21 protein-coding genes are annotated in these 19,081 nt (G+C 64.0%); 8 read left to right on the forward strand and 13 right to left on the reverse strand.

Going from position 1 to position 19,081, the window contains the following annotated elements:
* Positions 1-16: 16 nt before the first annotated feature.
* From AC04SF_RS26825 to AC04SF_RS26855, 7 genes are all read right to left on the reverse strand, one after another.
* Positions 17-1,462: an amidase gene (locus AC04SF_RS26825; protein ID WP_488480240.1), complete on the reverse strand. Its 1,446-nt coding sequence runs from the start codon at positions 1,460-1,462 to the stop codon at positions 17-19.
* Position 1,463: 1 nt separating this feature from the next.
* Complete coding sequence (locus AC04SF_RS26830; RefSeq protein ID WP_488480241.1) at positions 1,464-2,369, reverse strand: ribokinase; 906 nt, start codon at positions 2,367-2,369, stop codon at positions 1,464-1,466.
* A 188-nt stretch (positions 2,370-2,557) separates the two neighbouring features.
* A complete protein-coding gene (locus AC04SF_RS26835; protein WP_488480242.1) occupies positions 2,558-3,043 on the reverse strand; it encodes a hypothetical protein in 486 nt (161 codons plus the stop codon).
* On the reverse strand, positions 3,015-3,539 hold the full coding sequence (locus tag AC04SF_RS26840; RefSeq protein WP_096450206.1) for a hypothetical protein: 525 nt from the start codon (positions 3,537-3,539) through the stop codon (positions 3,015-3,017). Before AC04SF_RS26840 ends, AC04SF_RS26835 begins: the two co-directional genes overlap by 29 nt.
* Positions 3,506-3,898, reverse strand: a complete 393-nt coding sequence (locus tag AC04SF_RS26845) for a hypothetical protein (RefSeq protein WP_096450204.1) — start codon at positions 3,896-3,898, stop codon at positions 3,506-3,508. The genes AC04SF_RS26840 and AC04SF_RS26845 overlap by 34 nt, the downstream gene beginning before the upstream one ends.
* 21 nt (positions 3,899-3,919) lie before the next feature.
* Positions 3,920-4,390 carry a hypothetical protein gene (locus tag AC04SF_RS26850; RefSeq protein ID WP_202352698.1) on the reverse strand — a complete coding sequence of 157 codons (471 nt, stop codon included), beginning with the start codon at positions 4,388-4,390 and terminating at the stop codon, positions 3,920-3,922.
* Positions 4,391-4,611: 221 nt separating this feature from the next.
* Entirely contained in the window at positions 4,612-5,490 is an 879-nt protein-coding gene (locus tag AC04SF_RS26855) for a methylated-DNA--[protein]-cysteine S-methyltransferase (RefSeq protein WP_488480243.1), read from the reverse strand.
* Between the two features lie 214 nt (positions 5,491-5,704).
* Here AC04SF_RS26855 and AC04SF_RS26860 point away from each other — a divergent pair, with 214 nt between their 5' ends.
* Positions 5,705-6,520: a class I SAM-dependent methyltransferase gene (locus AC04SF_RS26860; protein ID WP_488480244.1), complete on the forward strand. Its 816-nt coding sequence runs from the start codon at positions 5,705-5,707 to the stop codon at positions 6,518-6,520.
* A gap of 6 nt (positions 6,521-6,526) precedes the next feature.
* Here the strand turns inward: AC04SF_RS26860 and AC04SF_RS26865 are convergent, their stop codons facing one another.
* Complete coding sequence (locus tag AC04SF_RS26865; protein ID WP_488480245.1) at positions 6,527-7,021, reverse strand: DUF2244 domain-containing protein; 495 nt, start codon at positions 7,019-7,021, stop codon at positions 6,527-6,529.
* 52 nt (positions 7,022-7,073) lie between these two features.
* On the opposite strand from AC04SF_RS26865, the gene nth reads away from it, so the two are divergent.
* Positions 7,074-7,856, forward strand: a complete 783-nt coding sequence (gene nth / locus AC04SF_RS26870) for an endonuclease III (RefSeq protein WP_488480246.1) — start codon at positions 7,074-7,076, stop codon at positions 7,854-7,856.
* Here the strand turns inward: nth and AC04SF_RS26875 are convergent.
* Entirely contained in the window at positions 7,844-8,299 is a 456-nt protein-coding gene (locus AC04SF_RS26875; protein WP_202352703.1) for a DUF2214 family protein, read from the reverse strand. The genes nth and AC04SF_RS26875 overlap by 13 nt on opposite strands.
* A 209-nt stretch (positions 8,300-8,508) precedes the next feature.
* Between AC04SF_RS26875 and AC04SF_RS26880 the strand changes: the two genes are divergently transcribed.
* The gene (locus tag AC04SF_RS26880; RefSeq protein ID WP_488480247.1) at positions 8,509-9,048 is read left to right on the forward strand and encodes a GNAT family N-acetyltransferase; all 540 of its coding nucleotides are present in this window, start codon (positions 8,509-8,511) and stop codon (positions 9,046-9,048) included.
* 13 nt (positions 9,049-9,061) lie between these two features.
* On the opposite strand, the gene AC04SF_RS26885 is transcribed toward AC04SF_RS26880, so the two are convergent.
* Together AC04SF_RS26885 and AC04SF_RS26890 are read right to left on the reverse strand one after the other, a co-directional pair.
* Positions 9,062-11,551, reverse strand: a complete 2,490-nt coding sequence (locus AC04SF_RS26885) for an EAL domain-containing protein (protein WP_488480248.1) — start codon at positions 11,549-11,551, stop codon at positions 9,062-9,064.
* A 271-nt stretch (positions 11,552-11,822) separates the two neighbouring features.
* Positions 11,823-12,593, reverse strand: coding sequence for an IclR family transcriptional regulator (locus AC04SF_RS26890; protein WP_096450188.1), 771 nt, complete (start codon positions 12,591-12,593; stop codon positions 11,823-11,825).
* A 185-nt stretch (positions 12,594-12,778) separates the two neighbouring features.
* Between AC04SF_RS26890 and AC04SF_RS26895 the strand changes: the two genes are divergently transcribed.
* The 5 genes from AC04SF_RS26895 (at position 12,779) to AC04SF_RS26915 (ending at position 18,021) form a co-directional block, all read left to right on the forward strand.
* Positions 12,779-13,756, forward strand: a complete 978-nt coding sequence (locus AC04SF_RS26895) for a Bug family tripartite tricarboxylate transporter substrate binding protein (RefSeq protein WP_488480249.1) — start codon at positions 12,779-12,781, stop codon at positions 13,754-13,756.
* A gap of 146 nt (positions 13,757-13,902) precedes the next feature.
* On the forward strand, positions 13,903-14,439 hold the full coding sequence (locus AC04SF_RS26900) for a tripartite tricarboxylate transporter TctB family protein (RefSeq protein ID WP_488480250.1): 537 nt from the start codon (positions 13,903-13,905) through the stop codon (positions 14,437-14,439).
* Between the two features lie 4 nt (positions 14,440-14,443).
* A complete protein-coding gene (locus AC04SF_RS26905) occupies positions 14,444-15,967 on the forward strand; it encodes a tripartite tricarboxylate transporter permease (protein ID WP_488480251.1) in 1,524 nt (507 codons plus the stop codon).
* 15 nt (positions 15,968-15,982) lie between these two features.
* Positions 15,983-17,167 (forward strand): CaiB/BaiF CoA transferase family protein, encoded by a 1,185-nt coding sequence (locus tag AC04SF_RS26910; RefSeq protein ID WP_488480252.1) that lies wholly within the window; start codon positions 15,983-15,985, stop codon positions 17,165-17,167.
* On the forward strand, positions 17,164-18,021 hold the full coding sequence (locus tag AC04SF_RS26915) for a citryl-CoA lyase (protein WP_488480253.1): 858 nt from the start codon (positions 17,164-17,166) through the stop codon (positions 18,019-18,021). Before AC04SF_RS26910 ends, AC04SF_RS26915 begins: the two co-directional genes overlap by 4 nt.
* A gap of 8 nt (positions 18,022-18,029) precedes the next feature.
* Here the strand turns inward: AC04SF_RS26915 and AC04SF_RS26920 are convergent, their stop codons facing one another.
* Positions 18,030-18,506 carry an NUDIX hydrolase gene (locus AC04SF_RS26920; protein WP_488480254.1) on the reverse strand — a complete coding sequence of 159 codons (477 nt, stop codon included), beginning with the start codon at positions 18,504-18,506 and terminating at the stop codon, positions 18,030-18,032.
* A 127-nt stretch (positions 18,507-18,633) separates the two neighbouring features.
* On the reverse strand, positions 18,634-18,942 hold the full coding sequence (locus tag AC04SF_RS26925; protein WP_488480255.1) for a hypothetical protein: 309 nt from the start codon (positions 18,940-18,942) through the stop codon (positions 18,634-18,636).
* Positions 18,943-19,081 lie beyond the last annotated feature (139 nt).

A 19,081-nucleotide genomic window follows, 5' to 3' on the forward strand; every position in this document is an offset into this window, starting at 1 on the left:
CGGGCCGCTACACGCGTCAGGCGCCGGCTTGCCAGGGCAGCGTCGCCTCATAAGCTGCGGCCGCCCTCAGCACGGCGAGGTCGCCGCGCGGCCGGCCGATCAGCTGCATGCCCATTGGTCGCCCCTTGTCGTCGAAGCCGACCGGCACGTTGACCGCCGGGCAGCCGCCCAGCGTGGCAAAGGCGGAAACCTGCATCCAGCGGTGATAGCTGTCCATAGGCCGTCCGGCGACCTCGCTTGGCCAGTGCGTGCCGATCTCGAAGGGGAAGACCTGCGCGGTCGGCAGCGCGATCAGATCGAAGCGGTCGAAGATCGACAGCAGCGTGCGATGCCAGGAGGTACGGATCACCGAGGCGGCGCGGATCTGCGGCGCCGTCAGCCGCATCGCGTTCTCGATTTCCCAGATGGCTTCCGGCTTCAGCAGGCCGCGCCTGGAAGGGTCGTCGTAATGGACCTTGAGCGCGCAGCCGCTGCTGGCCTGGCGCAGCGTCACGAAGGCCTGCCACAGCGCTTCGAAATCGAAATCCGGCAGCAAGGGCTCGGTCAGGAAGGATGCATCGGCAAATCGGTTCAGCGCGGCCTCGCACAGATCGAGGATGCCCGGTTCGACCGGCAGATGGCCGCCGAGGTCGCGGAGCCAGGCGATGCGGCCGCCGGTCGATGCCGTTGCGAGCCCTTCGAGAAAGGAGCCCGGTTTCTCATAGGACAATGGTGCTTGCGGGTGGTAGCCCGCCTGGACGTCGAGCAGCAGCGCCATGTCGGCGACGTTGCGGCCCATCGGCCCTTCGACGCCCATTTGCGCATGAAAGACCTCGAAGTCCGGCCCGCCGGGCACAAGCCCCTGCGACGGGCGGAAACCGTAGACATTGTTCCAGCCCGCGGGATTGCGCAGCGAGCCGCCGAAGTCGCTGCCGTCGGCGACAGGCACCATGTCGAGCGCCAGCGCCACCGCCGCACCGCCGCTAGAGCCGCCGGCGGCGAGCGCCGGATCGAAGGCGTTCAGCGTCGCCCCGAAGACATTGTTGTAGGTGTTCGATCCCAACCCGAATTCGGGAACATTGGTCTTGCCGATGATGATGGCGCCGGCGTCGCGGATGCGCTCGACGAAGAAATCGTCTTCCTGCGGCACGAAATCGGCGAAGATCGGCGAGCCGAAGGAAGTCCTGAGGCCGGTGGTCGAGGCGAGATCCTTGATGGCGATCGGCAGGCCGAAGAGTGTACCGGTTTCGCCTCCCCGTCTGCTATCGGCTGCATTGGCCTCGCGCAGGATGTCGCTGCGGTCGCGCAACGAGACAATGGCATTGACCAGCGGATTGACCGCCTCGATGCGATCGAGGAAGGCGGTCACCACCTCGCGCACGGACAGCTTCTGGCGGCGGATCGCATCGGCAAGCTCGATGGCCGACAGGCGGCAGATATCGCCGACCGGCGGCACGGCATGTTTCGTCTGGGGACGCATCATCTCAGCTGGCTTCCTGCAAGGCCTGGTCGACATCCCTGGCCAGCGGGATCGCCGGCTGGGCACCCGGCTTGAGGCATGCGAGCGAGCCTGCCGCACCGGCGCGCGCCAGCGCCTTGTCGAGCGCTAGGCCGGACGACAGGCCGGCAGCAAAGTAGCCGCAGAAGGTGTCGCCGGCGCCGACCGTGTCGACAGGCGTGATCTTCATGGCCGCAACGGTCAGGAAATCGCTCGGCGTCGCCGCCATGACGCCATCGCCGCCGAGTGTGACGACGATGGTGCGGCCGGTTTTCGCGGCGAAGTCGCGCATGCGCGCCGCGCGGTCGCGGCCGCTCAGCGCCAGCGCCTCGCCATAGAGGTCGAACTCGGTCTCGTTGGCGACGGCATAATCGGCCTTGCCGAGGAAACGCGCCGCGTCGCCCTGGAAAGGAGCGGTGTTGAGCACTGTGATGGCGCCGGCGGCCCTGGCCTGGTCGAGCGCGGCATCGACGGTCGCCAGCGGGATCTCGTGCTGGAGCAGAACGACGTCGCCCTTTTTCAGGAAGGCCTTGGAAAGGTCGCCGGGCACCACGGAGGCATTGGCGCCGGGAACCACGGCGATGATATTCTCGCCGTCATCACCGACCATGATCAGCGCCGTGCCGGTCGAGGCAAAGGTTTCCCCCACGCCCGACAGGTCGACCTTGGCCTCGCGCAGCAATGCCAGCGCCTCGCCGGCGAAACTGTCCCTGCCGACGGCGCCGACCATGCGCACGGGGACGCCGGCGCGTGCGGCGGCCAGCGCCTGGTTGGCGCCCTTGCCGCCGGGCGCCGTGGCGAAACCGGAGCCGCTCACCGTTTCGCCGGGGGTCGGCAAGCGGTCGACTTTGGCGATTAGGTCGAGGTTGATCGAGCCGATGACGACTATCAAGAAAGTGCCTCCCTGCCAGCGCTGGCCGGAAATCAGGATCGACTTTCGGAGAGCACGATGTGGATCGAAGATGGCGGGGTGCGCCGATGCATCACTGTGGCTGCACCGGCACCCCGATTGCGCGGGAAGCTAGCGCGTCATGCGATGACTTGCCAGACCATGTGGATACCAAAAAGCGATTTGTCGCCTCACTCGCAGCGCACGGTGACCGTGCCCTGATAGCTGCCGGCGGGAAAGATGCCGCTCGACTTGGTGGCGGTGAGATCGACCTGGATAGTGTGGGTGCCGTTGACGACGCGCTGCGGCACGCTTCCGGAGGTGTCGGCGCCGGTGCCGTCGAGGCGGTAGACGGTGCTGAAGTTGACATTGGTGCCGCCGCCGCTTGGCGCCGACGAGAACGATGCGGGCGCCGGTGCGGAAACGGAATAACAATCGAGCAGGTTGAGCAAGGTACAAAGCAGCGAGCTGGCGGTGATGGTGGCGTCCGCGCTCGATCCGCCGGCCTGCTTGGAGCCGAACACGTTAAGGCCGGGATTTGCCTTCATCGTTCCCGACGCCCCGACCATGATGGTGCAGGTGCCGATGATTGCCGCCGGCGCAGGCTGGCAGAAACCGGCAAGGGCCGCCATCGCAAGCAGCGTGCGGCTATTTCTTCTTCCTCTTTTTCTTGCCATCGCCATCTCCGGTCCTGATGCTCCAGCCTTCGTTGGCCCACCCGGGTGACGCGGCCGCGGTAGCGGGAGCGCTGGCGGCCACGCTTCCCGTCGGGCCGTCGCCGCCGAGGCCCATCTTGAGCAGTTTCAGCTCCAGTTGCAGGCGCTGGACCTCAAGTTCGTACAACCGGCTGCAGTCGAGACGCGTCGGTGTACGCCCGATCGGGATCACCACCCGGCCATAGGTGGCGACGCCATTGTCCGTCTGGTTGTTGCCTCTGATAACGCCGAGATCCATATAGGCACCGGAACCGGAAACGGCGGAACGGCAAGTGGTGCCGTCCGCGGCATGGACCTCGTCCTGGCCCTGGGGCAAGGTGACACCGGGCAAATTGAAGCCGTTCTCGTTCTGGTTGAGATTGTAGATCTGGTCCTGGGCCTGGGTTGGAACGGTGCTTGTCACAGCAACCGCGACTGCCAGCGTCAGGACTTGCGGTGCCCAAAAAACTTTCCGCATATCTGTGCCCTTATCTGCGTCTGTTGATTGGGGAAGGGGATGCTTTCGGTACAGATACGCACTTTACGCTCGGCGGCGCCGCCGAAAGGCACGACCACAAGGACAGGACGGGAAGCCTGGGACCCCAGTTGGAAGGCACTCGGCGAGATCCTGGCGTCCACCGGCTGAAAATCCTGATCGTAGACGTGGATTTCGACCTTGATCTTCTGGTCGTATGGATTGGCCGGGTATACGCGGACCGCGAAGACGTCGGTGAAACTGTTGACCTCGCCGCGCATCGGCGACATCGATTGGGCCGCCGCGGCAACAGGGATCAGGCCGACGGCCAGCGCCGTCGCCAGAGTTCGAAAAAGTGTCAAGGATGCCTCCCTTCCCGGGCGCTACTCGCAGCGCAGCGTTACCGTTGCCTGATAGTTTCCGTTGGCGAAGCGGTTGCTGCCGCCCTTGGTGCCGGCGAGATGGACCGAGACAAGGTCGGCGCCGGGCGTGCTGATGGCGGTCGCCGAGCCGGTCTCGACGATGGAGTGCGTACCGGCGGAAGAATAGGTCGGGGTCCAGGTGGTCGATGTCGTGTCGGCTGACGGCACCGTCGTGGTGGTAACCGGATCGACGCTCAACGACACGCCGCCGGTCGTCGTCAGCGTGACGGTTCCGGCCGAGCCGCCGCTGTTGTGGGAGCTGAGCGACTGGAGATCGGGACTGACCGTCATTGTGCCATTGGTGGCAATGACAAGCGTGCAGGTCGGGGAGATCGTGCCATTGAAAATGACATTTTGCGTCGTTGCCAATGCGGGCTGGTCCAGACATGCGACCAGAAAGGCTGCACCGAAGGCGGTGCGAAACAACTTCATCGAGACCTCCTATTAAGTCGGATCGCCCGAATTAATATGGGTCATGATCGCTTTATCGTGGTTAATTTAGCGTAAACTTAAATAATTCGCGGCAATAATGACCATGAATAAACCGATGGTTGTCCCCGGTTGTATCCAGAAATTCCGATGAGAAATCGCACTAATACTTTATAGTGCGACTATTCATATATTTCTTGGATCGAAATTGAAAAATCGACATTTTACGACGACACCTGGCCCGCCTCCCAGCCCAGGATGGCGCGCTTGCGGGTCAGGCCCCAATGGTAGCCGGTGAGGTCGCCAGACTTGCCGATGGCGCGGTGGCAAGGCACCACGAAGGAGAGCGGGTTGGCGCCATTGGCGGCGCCGACGGCGCGGCTGGCGCTTGGAGCGCCGATGCTGGCTGCGATCGAGGAATAGGTGCGGGCCTTGCCCATCGGGATCTGCAGCAGCGCCTCCCAGACGCGGACCTGGAAGTCGGTGCCGATCATGACGACATGCAGCGGCTGATCGGGACGCCACAATGTCGGATCGAAGATGCGCGCGGCATAAGGACCAGTCGCGGCCATGTCCTCGACATAGATGGCGTTCGGCCAGCGGCTGGACATGTCGGCGAACGACGCACGTTCCTCGCCCGGGTCGCTGAAGGCGAGACCGGCAAGGCCACGGTCGGTGGCCATGATCAGGGCGGTGCCGAAAGGTGAGGCATGGTAGCCGTAGCGGATGGTGAGGCCGGCGCCGCGTGTCTTGTAATCACCCGGCGACATCGCCTCATGGGTGACGAACAGGTCGTGCAGCCGGCCGGGACCGGACATGCCCAATTCGAACGAGGTTTCGAGCAGCGGCATGCCGGAATCGAGCAGCCGGCGCGCATGGTCGAGCGTCACCGCCTGCAGGAACGCCTTGGGCGACAGGCCGGCCCAGCGGGTGAACAGTTTTTGCAGGCCGGTCGGCGTCTCGCCGACCTCTTCCGCGAGCTCCTCGAGCGAAGGTTGGTCGCGGTAGTCGAGGCTGATCTTCTCGATGGCGCGCCGCACGATCTCGTAGTCGCTGCCTTGCGGTGTGATGTCCTTCTTGAGGACGGCTGTCTGTGTGCTCATCGAACTGTCTCCTTGGCCAGGAATATCGCCCCTTGGGGCGCCGATCGCCACCCGAAACTTGCTTTCTTGCCGCGCATGCCCAGATAGACTCGGGTTTCGTGAGCCTGTTCCATCCCGATGTGTCGGGATGGGGCTCTATCTTTGTGTTCGAGCATGATCCTTTCCGAAAACCGGCATCCACTTTTCGGGATCATGCTCTTGCGAGGAGTCGCTCATGGCCGGCGAGAAAGTGCATCTGACCGGGGCAAAGGAAACCTTGCTGATGACGCTCTACGGCAAGGCGCTGGAGAGCCGGCTGCCGCATTCGCTGCTTGGGGATCATTTCGCCGACGAGGCGGTGCGCAAGATCGATTACGATTTTTCCAGGCTCAAGGTCGACGAGAATCTCGGCGTCGGCTTGGCGATCCGGGCCAAGACACTGGACGTTCGCGTCGAGGATTTTCTGGCCAGAAATCCCGGCGCCATCGTGCTGCATCTCGGTTGCGGGCTCGATACGCGCATCTTCCGCGTCGATCCGCCAGCGGGCGTGGACTGGTTCGATGTCGACTATCCCCAGGTCATTGAGCTCAGGCGCAGGCTCTACCCGTCCCGCGACCATTACCATCTCATCGCTTCGTCGGTGACCGAGCCCGGCTGGCTGGCCGACGTGCCCCGCAACCGCCCGGCCATCGTGGTGGCGGAGGGGCTGACGCCCTATCTTCCCGCCGACGAAGGGTTGCGCCTGGTTTCGCGGCTGGTCTCACATCTTGCCGGCGGCGAATTGATGTTCGACGCCTACAGCCGTTTCGGCCTGACGCTGCTTCGCCTCAATCCGACCATCAAGGCGACAGGCGCCGAAGTTCACTGGGCGATCGATGATCCGCACGAGCTGGAACTGGCGGTTCCCAAGCTGCGGTTCGTCGAGGATATCTCCGCCTACAAGCCGGAACACGCCGCCCGCATGGGCTGGTCCGCCAAACTGTTCGTTAGGCTGTGGAAACACATTCCGGCGCTGCGCAAGGTCGGCAGGCTTTTGCGCTATCGCTTTTGAGCCGGTTCAGCGCGCCTTGGCGGTTGCCAGCGCCCGCGAAAAGGCCGTAGCAAAGCTCTCGCGGGACTCGGGATCGAGAAAGCCGCCGATCGGCACGTTCTGGCCTTGGCCTTCGACCGTCATCCGGGTGATGCCGATCTCGGCGTGGCGGGCGACCGAAAACCGCGCCCAGAACGGGTTGAAGCGATGCGCTTCCGATTTTCCCGAGGGGGCGGTCTTGCGGATGTCGAGGCTGGTGCGCGAGACCGACACCTCCTCGCGGGCACGGGCGGCGCGGTAGTTGGCGCGGAAGGCGATGTAGACGGCGATCACGTCGAGGCCGAAGAAGCCGAACACTGGCCAGGCGCCGCGCGACAGGAAAAAAGCACCGGTCACCAGCCAGCCGAACAGCAGCGCGGCCATCAGGACCAGGAAGCCCGTCCTGCCCAGCGACCGGTGCGGCGTCAGCAATGCATGAAAGAAGGGCTCGTCAGCCTGAAACGAGGCGTTTGTGTCGCTCATGACAGGATATTATAGGAGGGAAATCGCGCCCCCCAAGTCCAAAGATTCTCCCATGCCCGAAAAAAAGCTGCCGGCCGGACGACGTGACGGATCGAACGCCAAACCGCGTCCACGCCCGGCCCGGCGGATATCACGCTACAGTCCGGCCGAAGTGCATGAGATTTTCCGCCGATTTTCCGTCCAGCGGCCGGAGCCGAAGGGCGAACTCGAACATGTCAACGCCTTCACGCTGCTGGTGGCGGTGGTGCTTTCGGCGCAGGCGACCGATGCCGGCGTCAACAAGGCGACGCGGGCGCTGTTCAAGGTCGCAGATACGCCGCACAAGATGCTCGCGCTGGGTGAGGCCAAGGTTGGCGACTATATCAGGACCATCGGTCTGTGGCGCAACAAGGCCAAGAACGTCATCGCCCTTTCAGAAGCGCTGATCCGCGATCATGGCGGCGCGGTGCCTGATGACCGCGACGAGCTGGTCAAGCTGCCGGGGGTTGGGCGCAAGACCGCCAATGTCGTGCTCAACATGGCGTTCGGCCAGCATACGATGGCGGTCGACACACATATTTTCCGGATCGGCAACCGGCTTGGCCTGGCGCCTGGCAAGACGCCCGAACAGGTCGAGCAGGGGCTGCTGAAGATCATCCCGGACGAATATATGCGCCATGCACATCACTGGCTGATCCTGCATGGCCGCTATGTCTGCAAGGCGCGCAAGCCGGATTGCCCGGCCTGCGTCATCGCCGATATCTGCAAAGCCGAGGAGAAGACCACCAGCGTGCCGGCGCCCTTGGTGCCGATCGCGCCGCTCGAAACGGCGGTCGCTGCCGATCAGGTGCCGTAACCGCGCGCCATCGCCGCCGCGAAGACCGGGATCAGCAGGAAGACGAAGGCCTCAGTGCGGATACAGGTCTTCACCGAGGCCAGTTCGCTCGCGGGCACGGCGAAGGTGGGGTTGGCATTGGCTTGCCGGTTCCAGGAAATGAAGCGCACGGTCGGGATGATCGACAGCAGGCCGACAATTCCGAAGGCGGCCATCTTGGCCCAGAATATCCAGTTGTAGACGTAGAACTCCCAACCCTTGAGGCCCCAGAAGACACGGCCGATGCCGACGATGATGACGAGCGCGGCGATGATGCCATAGTGGCGGTCGATGCCGGCGAGCCGCTTGAGCGTCACGGCGGGCAGGTCGCCGCGGATCAGCACGAATTCGGCGCCGATGATCCCTGCCAGCGAAAACACCAGCAGATGATGGACGATGGCAAGCACAAGGTCGGTCGTGTCCATGCTTTTTTCCCGTGGGTTTGAGCGCCTGAAAAGGTCGCCTCGGCAGGTGCTGAATCAGCCTGCCGGGAAAATAACACTGTCAGGCAGAAATCCCATAGCGGAGCTGGTAGCGGCCATACGGCTTTTCTGGATGATGGCGCGTCTCGTGCTGGCCCTTGCACCGCAGGGGCGATTTGCTAAGCGCGGACAACATCAGCGAGGCAAGTCCCATGAACAATCCGCAAGCGACCATCGCACCCGTCATCGAGACGCAGCGAACCATTCTGAGGGCGCACCGGATCGAGGATTTCGAAGCCTATGTCGCGATGTGGGCCGATCCGGTCGTCACCCGTTTCATCGGCGGCAAGCCGCGCACGCGTGAAGAGAGCTGGATGCGCTTTCTGCGTCACGCCGGCTTGTGGTCGCTGCTCGGCTACGGCTTCTGGGCGATCGAGGAGAGGGTGACAGGCCGCTTCGTCGGCGAGGCCGGTTTTCACGACCTGAAGCGTGATATGGAACCGTCGATCGAAGGCATTCCCGAGGCCGGATGGGCATTGGCGCCGGCCGTGCACGGTGCCGGCCTTGCCACCGAGATCGTCAGTCGCGTGCATGTCTGGGGCGACGAGACCTTCGGACGTACCAAAACCGTCTGCATCATCGATCCGGAAAATACGGCTTCACAGAATGTCGCCAGGAAGTGCGGCTACAGCGAGGTGACGCGGACCCTCTATCACGATGCCCCGACCATCCTGCTGGAGCGACGGCCCTAAACCGAAGTGAGGCCTAACCGGCCTTGCGGCGCAGCTTCCGTGTCAGATCGGCCCATGGATCGGCGCTCTCCGCGGCGGGCGTGACAACCCGGCCAAGCAGCACCGTCGAGGCATCGAAAGGCTTCGGCCTGGCGATGCCATAGCCCTGGGCATAGTCGACGCCGATCGTCTTCAGGGCGGCGATGATCCCGTCGCTTTCGACGAATTCGGCGATGGTGCGTTTGCCCATGACCTTGCCGATATGATGGATCATCTCGACCATGGCGCGGTCGATGCGATCCTCCAGCATGTCCTTGACGAAGCTGCCGTCGATCTTGAGGTAGTCGACCGGCAGGTGCTTCAGATAGGCGAAGGATGACATGCCGGAGCCGAAATCGTCGAGTGCGAAACGGCAGCCCAGGCCGCGCAGATCGGCAATGAAGCGCATGGCATTGGTGAGATTGGCGATGGCGCTGGTTTCGGTGATCTCGAGGCAGATCACGGCCGGTGAAATGCCATGGACGAGGAACTGCTCGCGCAGGAAGCCGAGAAAGGTCTCGTCGCCGAAAGTCGCACCGGAAAGATTGATGGCGCATGTGGCGATCGGCGGCGTGAGCGGATCGGCTTGCCGTGCGGCCAGGATGCGGAAGGTGTTGCGTACCACCCAGCGGTCGATCGACGGCATCAGGCCGTAGCGCTCGGCCGCGGGAATGAAGCTCTGCGGGGTGACGAAGCTGCCGTCTTCGTCGGTCAGCCGCAACAGGATCTCGATATGCGCTCCCGCCTCGACGATGTCGTCATTGAGCGGCCAGATTTCCTGGGCATGCAACCTGAAGCGGTCTTGCTCCAATGCGGCGTGCAGGCGCTGCACCCAAGCCATCTCACCGAAACGTTCGCGTAGGGCCATGTCGCCATCGCTGTGGATCTGGACGCGGTTGCGGCCCTTTTCCTTGGCCATGTAGCAGGCGACATCGGCGGCACGCAGCGTCTCCTCGATTGTCACGTGCGCATCGGCGATCTGCACCATGCCGATGCTGACACTGGTGTTGAAAGGCCTGTTATCCCAGGCGAAATGCAGGTCCTGCACGGCTGTGCGCAGCCGTTCGGCGGTGTCGGCGGCGGTTTCGCAGTCACTGTCCACGAGCAGCACACCGAATTCGTCGCCGCCCAGCCTGGCCAGCACGTCGCCCGGCCGCAATTCGTGGGTCAGCAGCGCGGAGATCTGGCGCAGCAATTGGTCACCAGCGGCATGGCCGCAGGTATCGTTGACCAGCTTGAACTGATCGAGATCGAGATACATCAAGGCGTGCTGCCGGGGCTGGCCCTGCAATTCGACGATCGTCCTTTCCAGCCGGCTTTCAAAATCGCGCCGGTTGGCGAGCCCGGTCAACGCGTCATGCGAAGCCTGCCATGAAAGCCGCTCGATATAATCCTCTTCGCGCGTCATGTCGTGGAAGGCGAGCACCGCGCCGACGACCTCACCGGAAACGAGCAGCGGCGCGCCGGTCAGCGCGACGGGAACAACAGAGCCGTCCGGCCGCTGCAGCAATTGCGGACGGGCACTGGAACGGCGCGGTTCGCCAGCCAGGAGACGCTCGACCAGCTGCGTTTCTTCAACGCTGGTGTCCTTGTCGACAAGGCGAAACAGCGATGTGATCGGTTTGCCTCTGGCAGTGCCGAACGGGCAGGCCAGCAGTTTCTCGGCAACCGCGTTCATGTAGTCCAGCCGCCCGTCACGGCCTGTGCTGATGACGGCCTGGCCGATCGAAGCCAGCGTCACCTGGGCGCGCTCGCGCTCAGCATTGAGCGCCAGCTGGAAGGCCTGGCGCTGCGCCAGGAGTTTGCGCGTGCGCCAGACGGCGAGCAGGATCAGCAAGGCTGCGGTGACGAGATTGGCAAGGGTAAGCAGCAGCTTGATGAAGCGCGATCCCTCGCCGAGACTGTCCGAGAAAGCCTTGGAAAGCGGACTGATCTGACGGTCTAGCTGATGGATATCCGTCTTCCAGGCGTTGATCTCAGCCGGTGACGCCTGCCCTCTGCTCAACGTCGCGTGCATCGCGTCGCCGAGCTGCTGGATGGCGAGGATCATCGCGTCAGCGGCGGTCCAGTGCCGGATAGCGGTGTCGAGATAGATGAAGCCGCGGAAATTCTGGAACAGCCAGATCATCCCGGTCACGTCGTCCGGGTGGTTTCTGCCCTGCAGAAAGCCTGCGCGCGCCGCCTCTGTATCGGGGTCGGGCTGCTCGAGCGCCAGGCGCGCCGAGCGGTCGGCAAGCGGAACGGCGATCGCTTCGCGATACTCGTCGAAAAACTCCTCATTGCCGGTGTCGGCATAGAGGCTGAGGAAATAGATGGCGTGCTTTTGCCCCTTGGACCACTGGCTTTCGCCGCCGACATAGGCGCGAACCGCCGAAAGCGTGTAGAGGCTGAGGCTGGCGACCAGCGCCTGGACGAGAACGACGGCAATGAACGGCCAGACGAGCCCGAGAAGACGGGGGCTGGCGGTCCTCGATGACGGCTTCATCGAATTCACGGACGTGCCATGATCCTGTCAGCGCGTCTGTCCGGCTGTTTCATCCGCCGGTTGAGACGATGTTTCTTCCCTCATGTCGCTTAAAGCGCGACAGCAATCGGGTATCACGAGGGGCTTAACAGCTAATAAATAGTTCCGTTCTCTATGAAGCCTTTTCTTGCCGTGGGCAGTCGAATATTACGCAACGTCAAGTGACTGCTTAAAGTTGAATCAGTTTGTATTCGAAGCTTATCGGTCCTTTTGCAGGTCGCAACCGCCGAGGCTAAGGCAGAGCCTCCGTCGTAAGACTTGCCTGTTCGAGCATGGAGGCATCCTCGCCGAAGGCGCGGGTCGCGCGGGCAGCTGCCTCGAGCAACGGACGTTTCATGCGTTGAAGGAAGGCAGCATCGACGCGCGTGCTCGGACCGGCCAGCGTCAAGGCGCCGAGCAGGATGCGTCCCGGTCCAAACACCGGCGCAGAGATGCCCGCCGTGTCGGGGTCGCGGTCGCCGACGGCGAGGCAATTGCAGGTCCTGCGGATCGTCTCGTAGGGTTCGCCCGGCTGACCGGAAAACGCCGCGAGCACGCGCCCGCCCGAGCCGACCAGCAAAGGCAGTACGTCACCCTCGCGAATGGTGTAGCGGATCGGATGTTTGGATTCGACGCGGTAGAGGCAGGTGCGGACGTCGCCCGAGCGGACGTAGAACGCAACGCTTTCCCAGCTTCGCTCGGAAAGATCGCGCATGATCGGCAACAGGATGTCGACCGCCACGACCGAACGCTGATAGAGCGCGCCCAGCCGAAAGGTGGCCGGCCCGACGCGGTAACGCCCATCGTCGAGGCGCTCGAGCAGTTGCCCGCGCAGCAGCGAATTCGCCAGGCGCAGGATCGTGCTCTTGTAGAGGCCGGTGCGCGCCGCGATTTCGGCCAGGCTGAGTGAGCGGTCGGCGGTGGTGAAGGCATCGAGGATGGCAATCGCCCGGTCAAGTGCCGCAACACCTTCGGCTGTCGCGCGCCGGCTTTCCTCATCAGTCGATTGGCTTGGTAAGTCCATTGCGGTTCCCAGTTCGGAGAAGCCCGAGCGGAGCCACTCTGTCGCGCCACTGGACCGTTCTGTCCAGCAGAATATCGTTCCCGTTGACAGAACTCAGTAACATCTGCTTGAACTCGATCACGGGTCTGTGATTGCAGGCGCGTTTGGCCGGCACCGGAGGAGGTGTCGTGATCTGGAGGAATCCCATGCTGAACAGACGCAGATTTTTGATGAGCACGGCGGCGGCAGGTGCTGCCGCCCTTGCAGGACTTCATCTCACGCCCGCTTTCGCCGAAGGCGCGCCGCAGATCCAGATTTTCGTGCCGGCAGCACCCGGCGGCGGCTGGGACCAGACCGGGCGCACGATGGATCAGGTGCTGCGCGCAGAGAAGCTGATCTCCGGCTCGCAGATCACCAATGTCGGTGGCGCCGGCGGCACGGTCGGGCTGCCGCAGTTCATCAGCCAGTGGAACGGCAAGGGCAATTCGCTGATGGTTGCCGGCATGGTCATGGTCGGCGCCATCATCGCCAACAAGGCCGCCAACAATCTGACGCAGGTCACGCCGATCGCCCGCCTCACCGGCGAGTTCGAGGCTTTGGTCGTGCCGGCGGAGTCGCCGTTCAAGACGGCCGCCGATTTCGTCGCCGCGCTCAAGGCCGATCCGACCAAAGTTCCCGTGGCCGGCGGTTCCGCCGGTGGCTCCGACCACATCCTGTTCGGCCTGATCGCCAAGACGGTCGGCGTTCCGGCAACCAGTCTTTCCTATGTGCCGTTCGCCGGCGGCGGCGAGGCCTTGTCGGCGTTGCTCGGCAACCAGGTGGCGGCCGGCATCTCCGGTTTTGGTGAATTCTCCGAACAGGTCAAGGCCGGCGCGCTGAGGCTGCTCGCCATCTCGGCCGACAAACGCCAGGACGGTATCGACGCGCCGACGCTGAAGGAAGCCGGCATCGATGTCGAGCTGTTCAACTGGCGCGGCGTTTTCGCGCCTCCCGGGGTGTCGGACGCCGACAAGGCGGCGATGATCACGATGGTCGAGACGATGGCCAAGAGCGATGCCTGGGCGGCCGAATGCAAGAACCGCAACTGGACGCCCATTCTGCTCACCGGCGACGACTATGCGAAGTTCGTAGCCGAGGATTCGGCCCGCATCGAAGCCATCCTCAAGGATCTCGGCCTCGCCTGATTTTCCCCAGGGGGACGGCGTGAGCCGTCCCCCATTTTTCTATTCCAGCCGATCGCAGGAGAGAGTGCGGTCGGCCAATGAGTGAAGGTACGTGAAGCCGGCAGCGGCTGCCGGCTGTCTTGGCCAACTACCGGGGAGGGACATTCATGAGCACCATCAACCAGCCGGCGGCGCCCTCGCGCCTTGCCGTGCCGGAATTGCTTGTTGGCATCGGCCTTCTCGCCTGTGCCGGCGCCGTTGCCTGGCAGACGCTGGCGATCCCGGTGTCGCCGCTCTATTCCAAGGTCGGCCCGACCGTCTTCCCCTATCTCACCATGGTCGGCCTTGCGGTGCTGTCCCTGCTGCTTATCCTGGCCGCGTTTCGCGGCGGCTGGCAGCCGGAGGAGGAAAAGGAAACGCCGACCGACTGGAAGGCGATGGGTTTCGTCGTCATCGGCCTGGTCGCCAACCTGCTGCTTATCCGGCCGCTCGGCTTCACCGCGGCATCGGTCATCATGTTCGTTCTCGTCTGCTATGGCTTCGGCAGCAAGCGTACGCTGCGTGATGCGCTTACCGGCCTTATCCTGGCACTGGCCGCCTATTTCGGCTTCGCCAGGGCGCTCGGCGTCAACATCGGCGCCGGTTTCATCGAGAACCAGTTGAACACGGTGATCGATGCGATCATCGGCGCGTTTGGAAGCTGACGCCATGGAAACGCTTGGCCATCTCGCGCACGGCTTTTCGGTCGCCTTCACGCCGATGAACCTGATGTGGTGCCTGCTCGGCACCACGCTCGGCACCGCCATCGGCGTGCTGCCCGGCCTTGGACCGGCGCTGACCATCGCGCTGCTTCTGCCGATCACCTACCAGGTGGCACCGGAAGCGTCCTTCATCCTGTTTGCCGGCATCTATTACGGCGCCATGTATGGCGGCTCGACGACATCGATCCTGCTCAACACGCCCGGCGAAAGCGCCACCATCGTCACCGCGCTGGAGGGCAACAAGATGGCCCGGTCCGGCCGCGGCGGTGCGGCCCTTGCCACCTCGGCGATCGGCTCGTTCGTCGCCGGAACCATCGGCACGCTGGGCGTCGCCTTCCTGGCGCCGGTGGTGGTCAAGTTCGCGCTGGCCTTCGGCCCGGCCGAATATTTCTCGCTGATGGTGCTGGCCTTCATCACGGTTTCGGCCGTGCTCGGCTCGTCCTCGGTGCGTGGGCTCACCAGCCTGTTTGCCGGCTTCGTCATCGGCATGATCGGCGTCGATCTGCAGACCGGTCAGCCGCGATTCACCTTCGGTACGACCGAACTGCTCGACGGCGTCGACGTCATCATCGCCGCCGTCGGCCTGTTCGCGGTCGGCGAGACGCTCTACATGGCCTCGCGCCGCTATGCCGGCAAGGACGAGATCGTGCCGCTGAAGGGCTCGCTTTACATGACCGCGGCCGAATGGGGCCGGTCATGGAAGGCCTGGCTGCGCGGTGCCGCGATCGGTTTCCCGGTCGGCGCCATGCCGGCCGGCGGAGCCGAAATCCCGACTTTCCTGTCCTATGCCATCGAGAAGAAGCTGTCGAAGCACAAGGAGGAGTTCGGCACGGTCGGCGCCATCGAGGGCGTTGCCGGGCCCGAGGCCGCCAACAATGCTTCCGCCGCCGGCGTGCTAGTGCCGATGCTGACGCTCGGCCTGCCGACCTCGGCGACGGCGGCGATCATGCTGTCGGCGTTCCAGAGCTACGGCATCAATCCCGGGCCGCTGCTTTTGACGACGCAGGCCAATCTGGTCTGGGGCCTGATCGCCAGCCTGTTCATCGCCAATGTCATCCTCGTCATCCTCAACCTGCCGTTGATCGGGCTGTGGGTGCGGCTGCTGAAGATCCCGGCGCCGCAGCTTTATGCCGGCATCCTGGTGTTCGCCACCGTCGGCACCTATGGCATCTCGCAGTCGCCGATCGATCTCGTCATCCTCTATCTCCTAGGAGCGGCTGGCTTCCTGATGCGGCGCTTCGATTTCCCGACCGCGCCGGTCATCATCGGCATGATCCTGGGGCCGCTCGCCGAAACCCAGTTCCGCCGGGCAATGACCATCTCGAATGGCGACTGGTCGGTGTTTTATACGCACAAGCTGTCGCTGACGCTGCTGACGCTCGCCTTCATCGGCCTCGCCGGGCCGCATATCTGGGCCTTCATCGAGCATCGCCGGCGGCGCGGACCGGAACATGTGCCGGGCGATGCCTGACCGATTTGAGAAGACATGACTGATCTGCTTTCCGGTATCCGCGTCCTCGACCTGACCAATGTTCTGGCCGGGCCCTATTGTGCCTATCAGCTGGCGTTGCTGGGAGCCGATGTGATCAAGGTCGAGGGGCCGCAAGGCGGCGATCTGGCGCGTCAGCTCGGCGGTTCGCCAAAGCTCAACCAGGCTGGCATGGGCGCCTCCTTCCTGGCGCAGAACGCCGGCAAACGATCTGTCATGCTCGATCTGAAGACGGAAGCGGATCGCGAGCGCTTCCTCGATCTGGTCGCCAGTGCCGACGCGCTGGTGGAGAATTTCCGCCCCGGGGTGATGGATCGGCTTGGCCTTGGCTATGAAGCGCTGAAAGCGATCCGGCCGGGCCTCGTCTATTGCGCGATATCGGGTTTCGGCCAGACCGGGCCGATGCGCGACAATCCCGCCTATGACCAGATCATCCAGGGCCTGTCGGGCATTATGAGCATCACCGGCACGCCGGAAACGGCGCCGTTGCGCGTCGGTTATCCCGTTGCCGATACGCTGGGCGGGCTGGTCGGGGCTTTCGCGATCGCATCGGCGCTGGTCAGGCAGAAGACATCGGGCGAGGGCGCCTTTCTCGACGTCTCGATGCTCGAATGCATGCTTTCCGCGCTGGGCTGGCCGGTATCGAACTACCTGACGGCAGGAGTCGATCCCAGGCCGATGGGCAATGAGAACATGACCGCGGCACCCTCCGGCGCGTTCCGTACCGGCGACGGGCTGCTCAACATCGCCGCCAACAAGCAGGAACAGTTCGTGACGCTTTGCCGGCTGATCGGGCGAGCGGAGCTGGCCTCGGATGAGCGCTTTGCCGAGCGCGAAACACGCAAGAAGAACCGCGCGGCGCTTAAGGCCGAGATCGAGGAGGCCCTGGCAGGCGCCTCGGCGGCGGCGTGGGAAGAGACGCTCAATCGTGCCGGCGTGCCGGCGGGCAGGGTGCTGACGATCCCGCAAGTGCTGGCCGAGCCGCAGGTGCTCCAACGCCAGGTGACCGCGAATTTCGACGATGTGGCTGGCATGGACAGGCCGCTGACCGTTCTGCGCGGCGGCTTCATGGTCGATGGCGAGGCGCCTTTGCCGACGAAGCCGCCGCCGGCGCTCGGCGCGCATATGGACGAGATTTTCGCCGGCCTGCCGCCGCGCACCAAGGCCGGGGCACGGGCATGAGCGATACGCAGAAGCAGAAGAAGACGGGCCGTGAGCGCGGCGAGGAATGGTGGCAGACCGGCATCATCGAGATGAGCCCCGGCGTCATCCGGCTGCGCGGCTATGAAATCCAGGACCTGATCGGCCGCGCCAGCTTCCCAGCTATGATCTGGCTGATGCTGCGTGGCGAACTGCCCAGCGAGGACCAGGCGGCACTGCTCGGCATCGCGCTGGGCGCGGCCGTCGACCATGGGCCGCAGGCGCCGTCGATCGCCATTGCCCGTATGGCCGCCACCTGTGGCGTCGGCATCAACAGCGCCATGGCTTCGGCCATCAACGTGCTCGGCGACGTGCATGGCGGTGCTGGTGAACAGGCGCTGTCCTTCTACGGTGATATCGTCGTGGCGATCGATGGCGGGACGGCGTTGGATGAGGCGGTCCCGGCACGACTCGACCGGTTCTTCGCCGAGGAAAAGGGTTATGTGCCGGGGCTCGGTCACCGCTTCCACCCGGTCGATCCGCGCGCACCGCGGTTGCTGGAACTGACCCGCTCGTTTGCCGCGCGGGGCGTGGTCAATGGACGGTTCGCCGACATCGCCGAGGCGATCGAGGCGGAGGTCGCACGGCGCAAGGGCAAGAAGATCCCGCTCAATATCGATGGCGCCACGGCGGTCATCTATGGCGAACTCGGCTTCCCGCCGCCGCTGACGCGCGGGCTCTTCGTGCTGTCGCGTTCCGTCGGCATACTGGCGCATGCCTGGGAACAGTCGCAGCAGAGCGAGCGCAACAAGGGGCCGCTGCCGCGTGAATGGCTGTGGGCCTATACCGGCAAGCCGCCGCGGCTTTTTCCCGAAGATGGCGACAAGAGCGGGTAAGGGCTGCCTCAGGCAGCGTCGATCGGCGCCGGTCCGGGAATCGTCAAGCTCGCCAACAGCGTCGAGAGGTCAGGCTCGTCGATCAGCGTCGCCGCGTCGGCCGGCGTAAGCCAGGCCCGCTGCCGCCGCTTGGCTTCCTGCCAGTTGGCCAGTTCCTCGGTCACCTCAAGCAGATAGACGATGACGTCGACACGAATGAAGTTGTTGGCCAGCCGTTTCCAGTAGGAATAAGTGCCTGCCGGTTGCTTCAATGTCTTGCCGAGCACGCCGGCTTCCTCCATCGCCTCGATGGTGGCTGCCTTGCGGCCGCCCTTGCCCTTCATCGGCCATCCCTTCGGGACGATGAAGCGTTGCGTCGTCCGCGACGTGACCAGCATCACCTCGATGTCGCCATGCGCGTTCCGCCGAAAGGGAATCGCCGCGACTTGGCGGATCCGCTCGCCTTTCTTGGCCTTGCGCACGGCCTTTTTCTTGGTGGTTGCCATTCGTAACAATCCAGTCGGTGCAGTGCCCCATAGCGTGACGCGGCGCCTTTGCAAACCCAAACTGCCGCAGGGGCACCTGAAAGGCCCCTATCATGTAAGTCGGCTAAATAAAAGAGTGGTCAGCCTGTCAGCGACAGGTGCTCACAGCGGTGTTGCCGATTATCTGTGTCTGGCAACTCGACCTGACCTGCGGCACCACCGGCGGCGGCGGCTGGACGATCACCCGGTCCTGAGCGCGATACTGCTGTTGCTGCTGCTGAAATTGCTGCCGCTGCACCCGGTTCTGCAAGATCTGCAAATCGTTCTGCTGGACCAGCGCGTTGCCGTTGGCCGCGGGATTGAGCACCTGCGCGGAAGCGGGCAGCGCACGCCCGGCCACGAAAGCCGCGGCCAGCAGCGCCGACACCAGACGCACCGACGGGAGACCCACCGCCATCCGCTCATTCCTGCCAAAAAACCTGTTCATGCCCGTAATATAGGGTGTTTGTCCGGCGATGCCATGGCCGGCCCATCGGGCGCGTTGAAATCGATCACGCCCTCTGCTGGTCATCCGACCGCGACCGCAGATTGCCGAC

This window comes from Mesorhizobium sp. CNPSo 4671, from assembly GCF_057784245.1.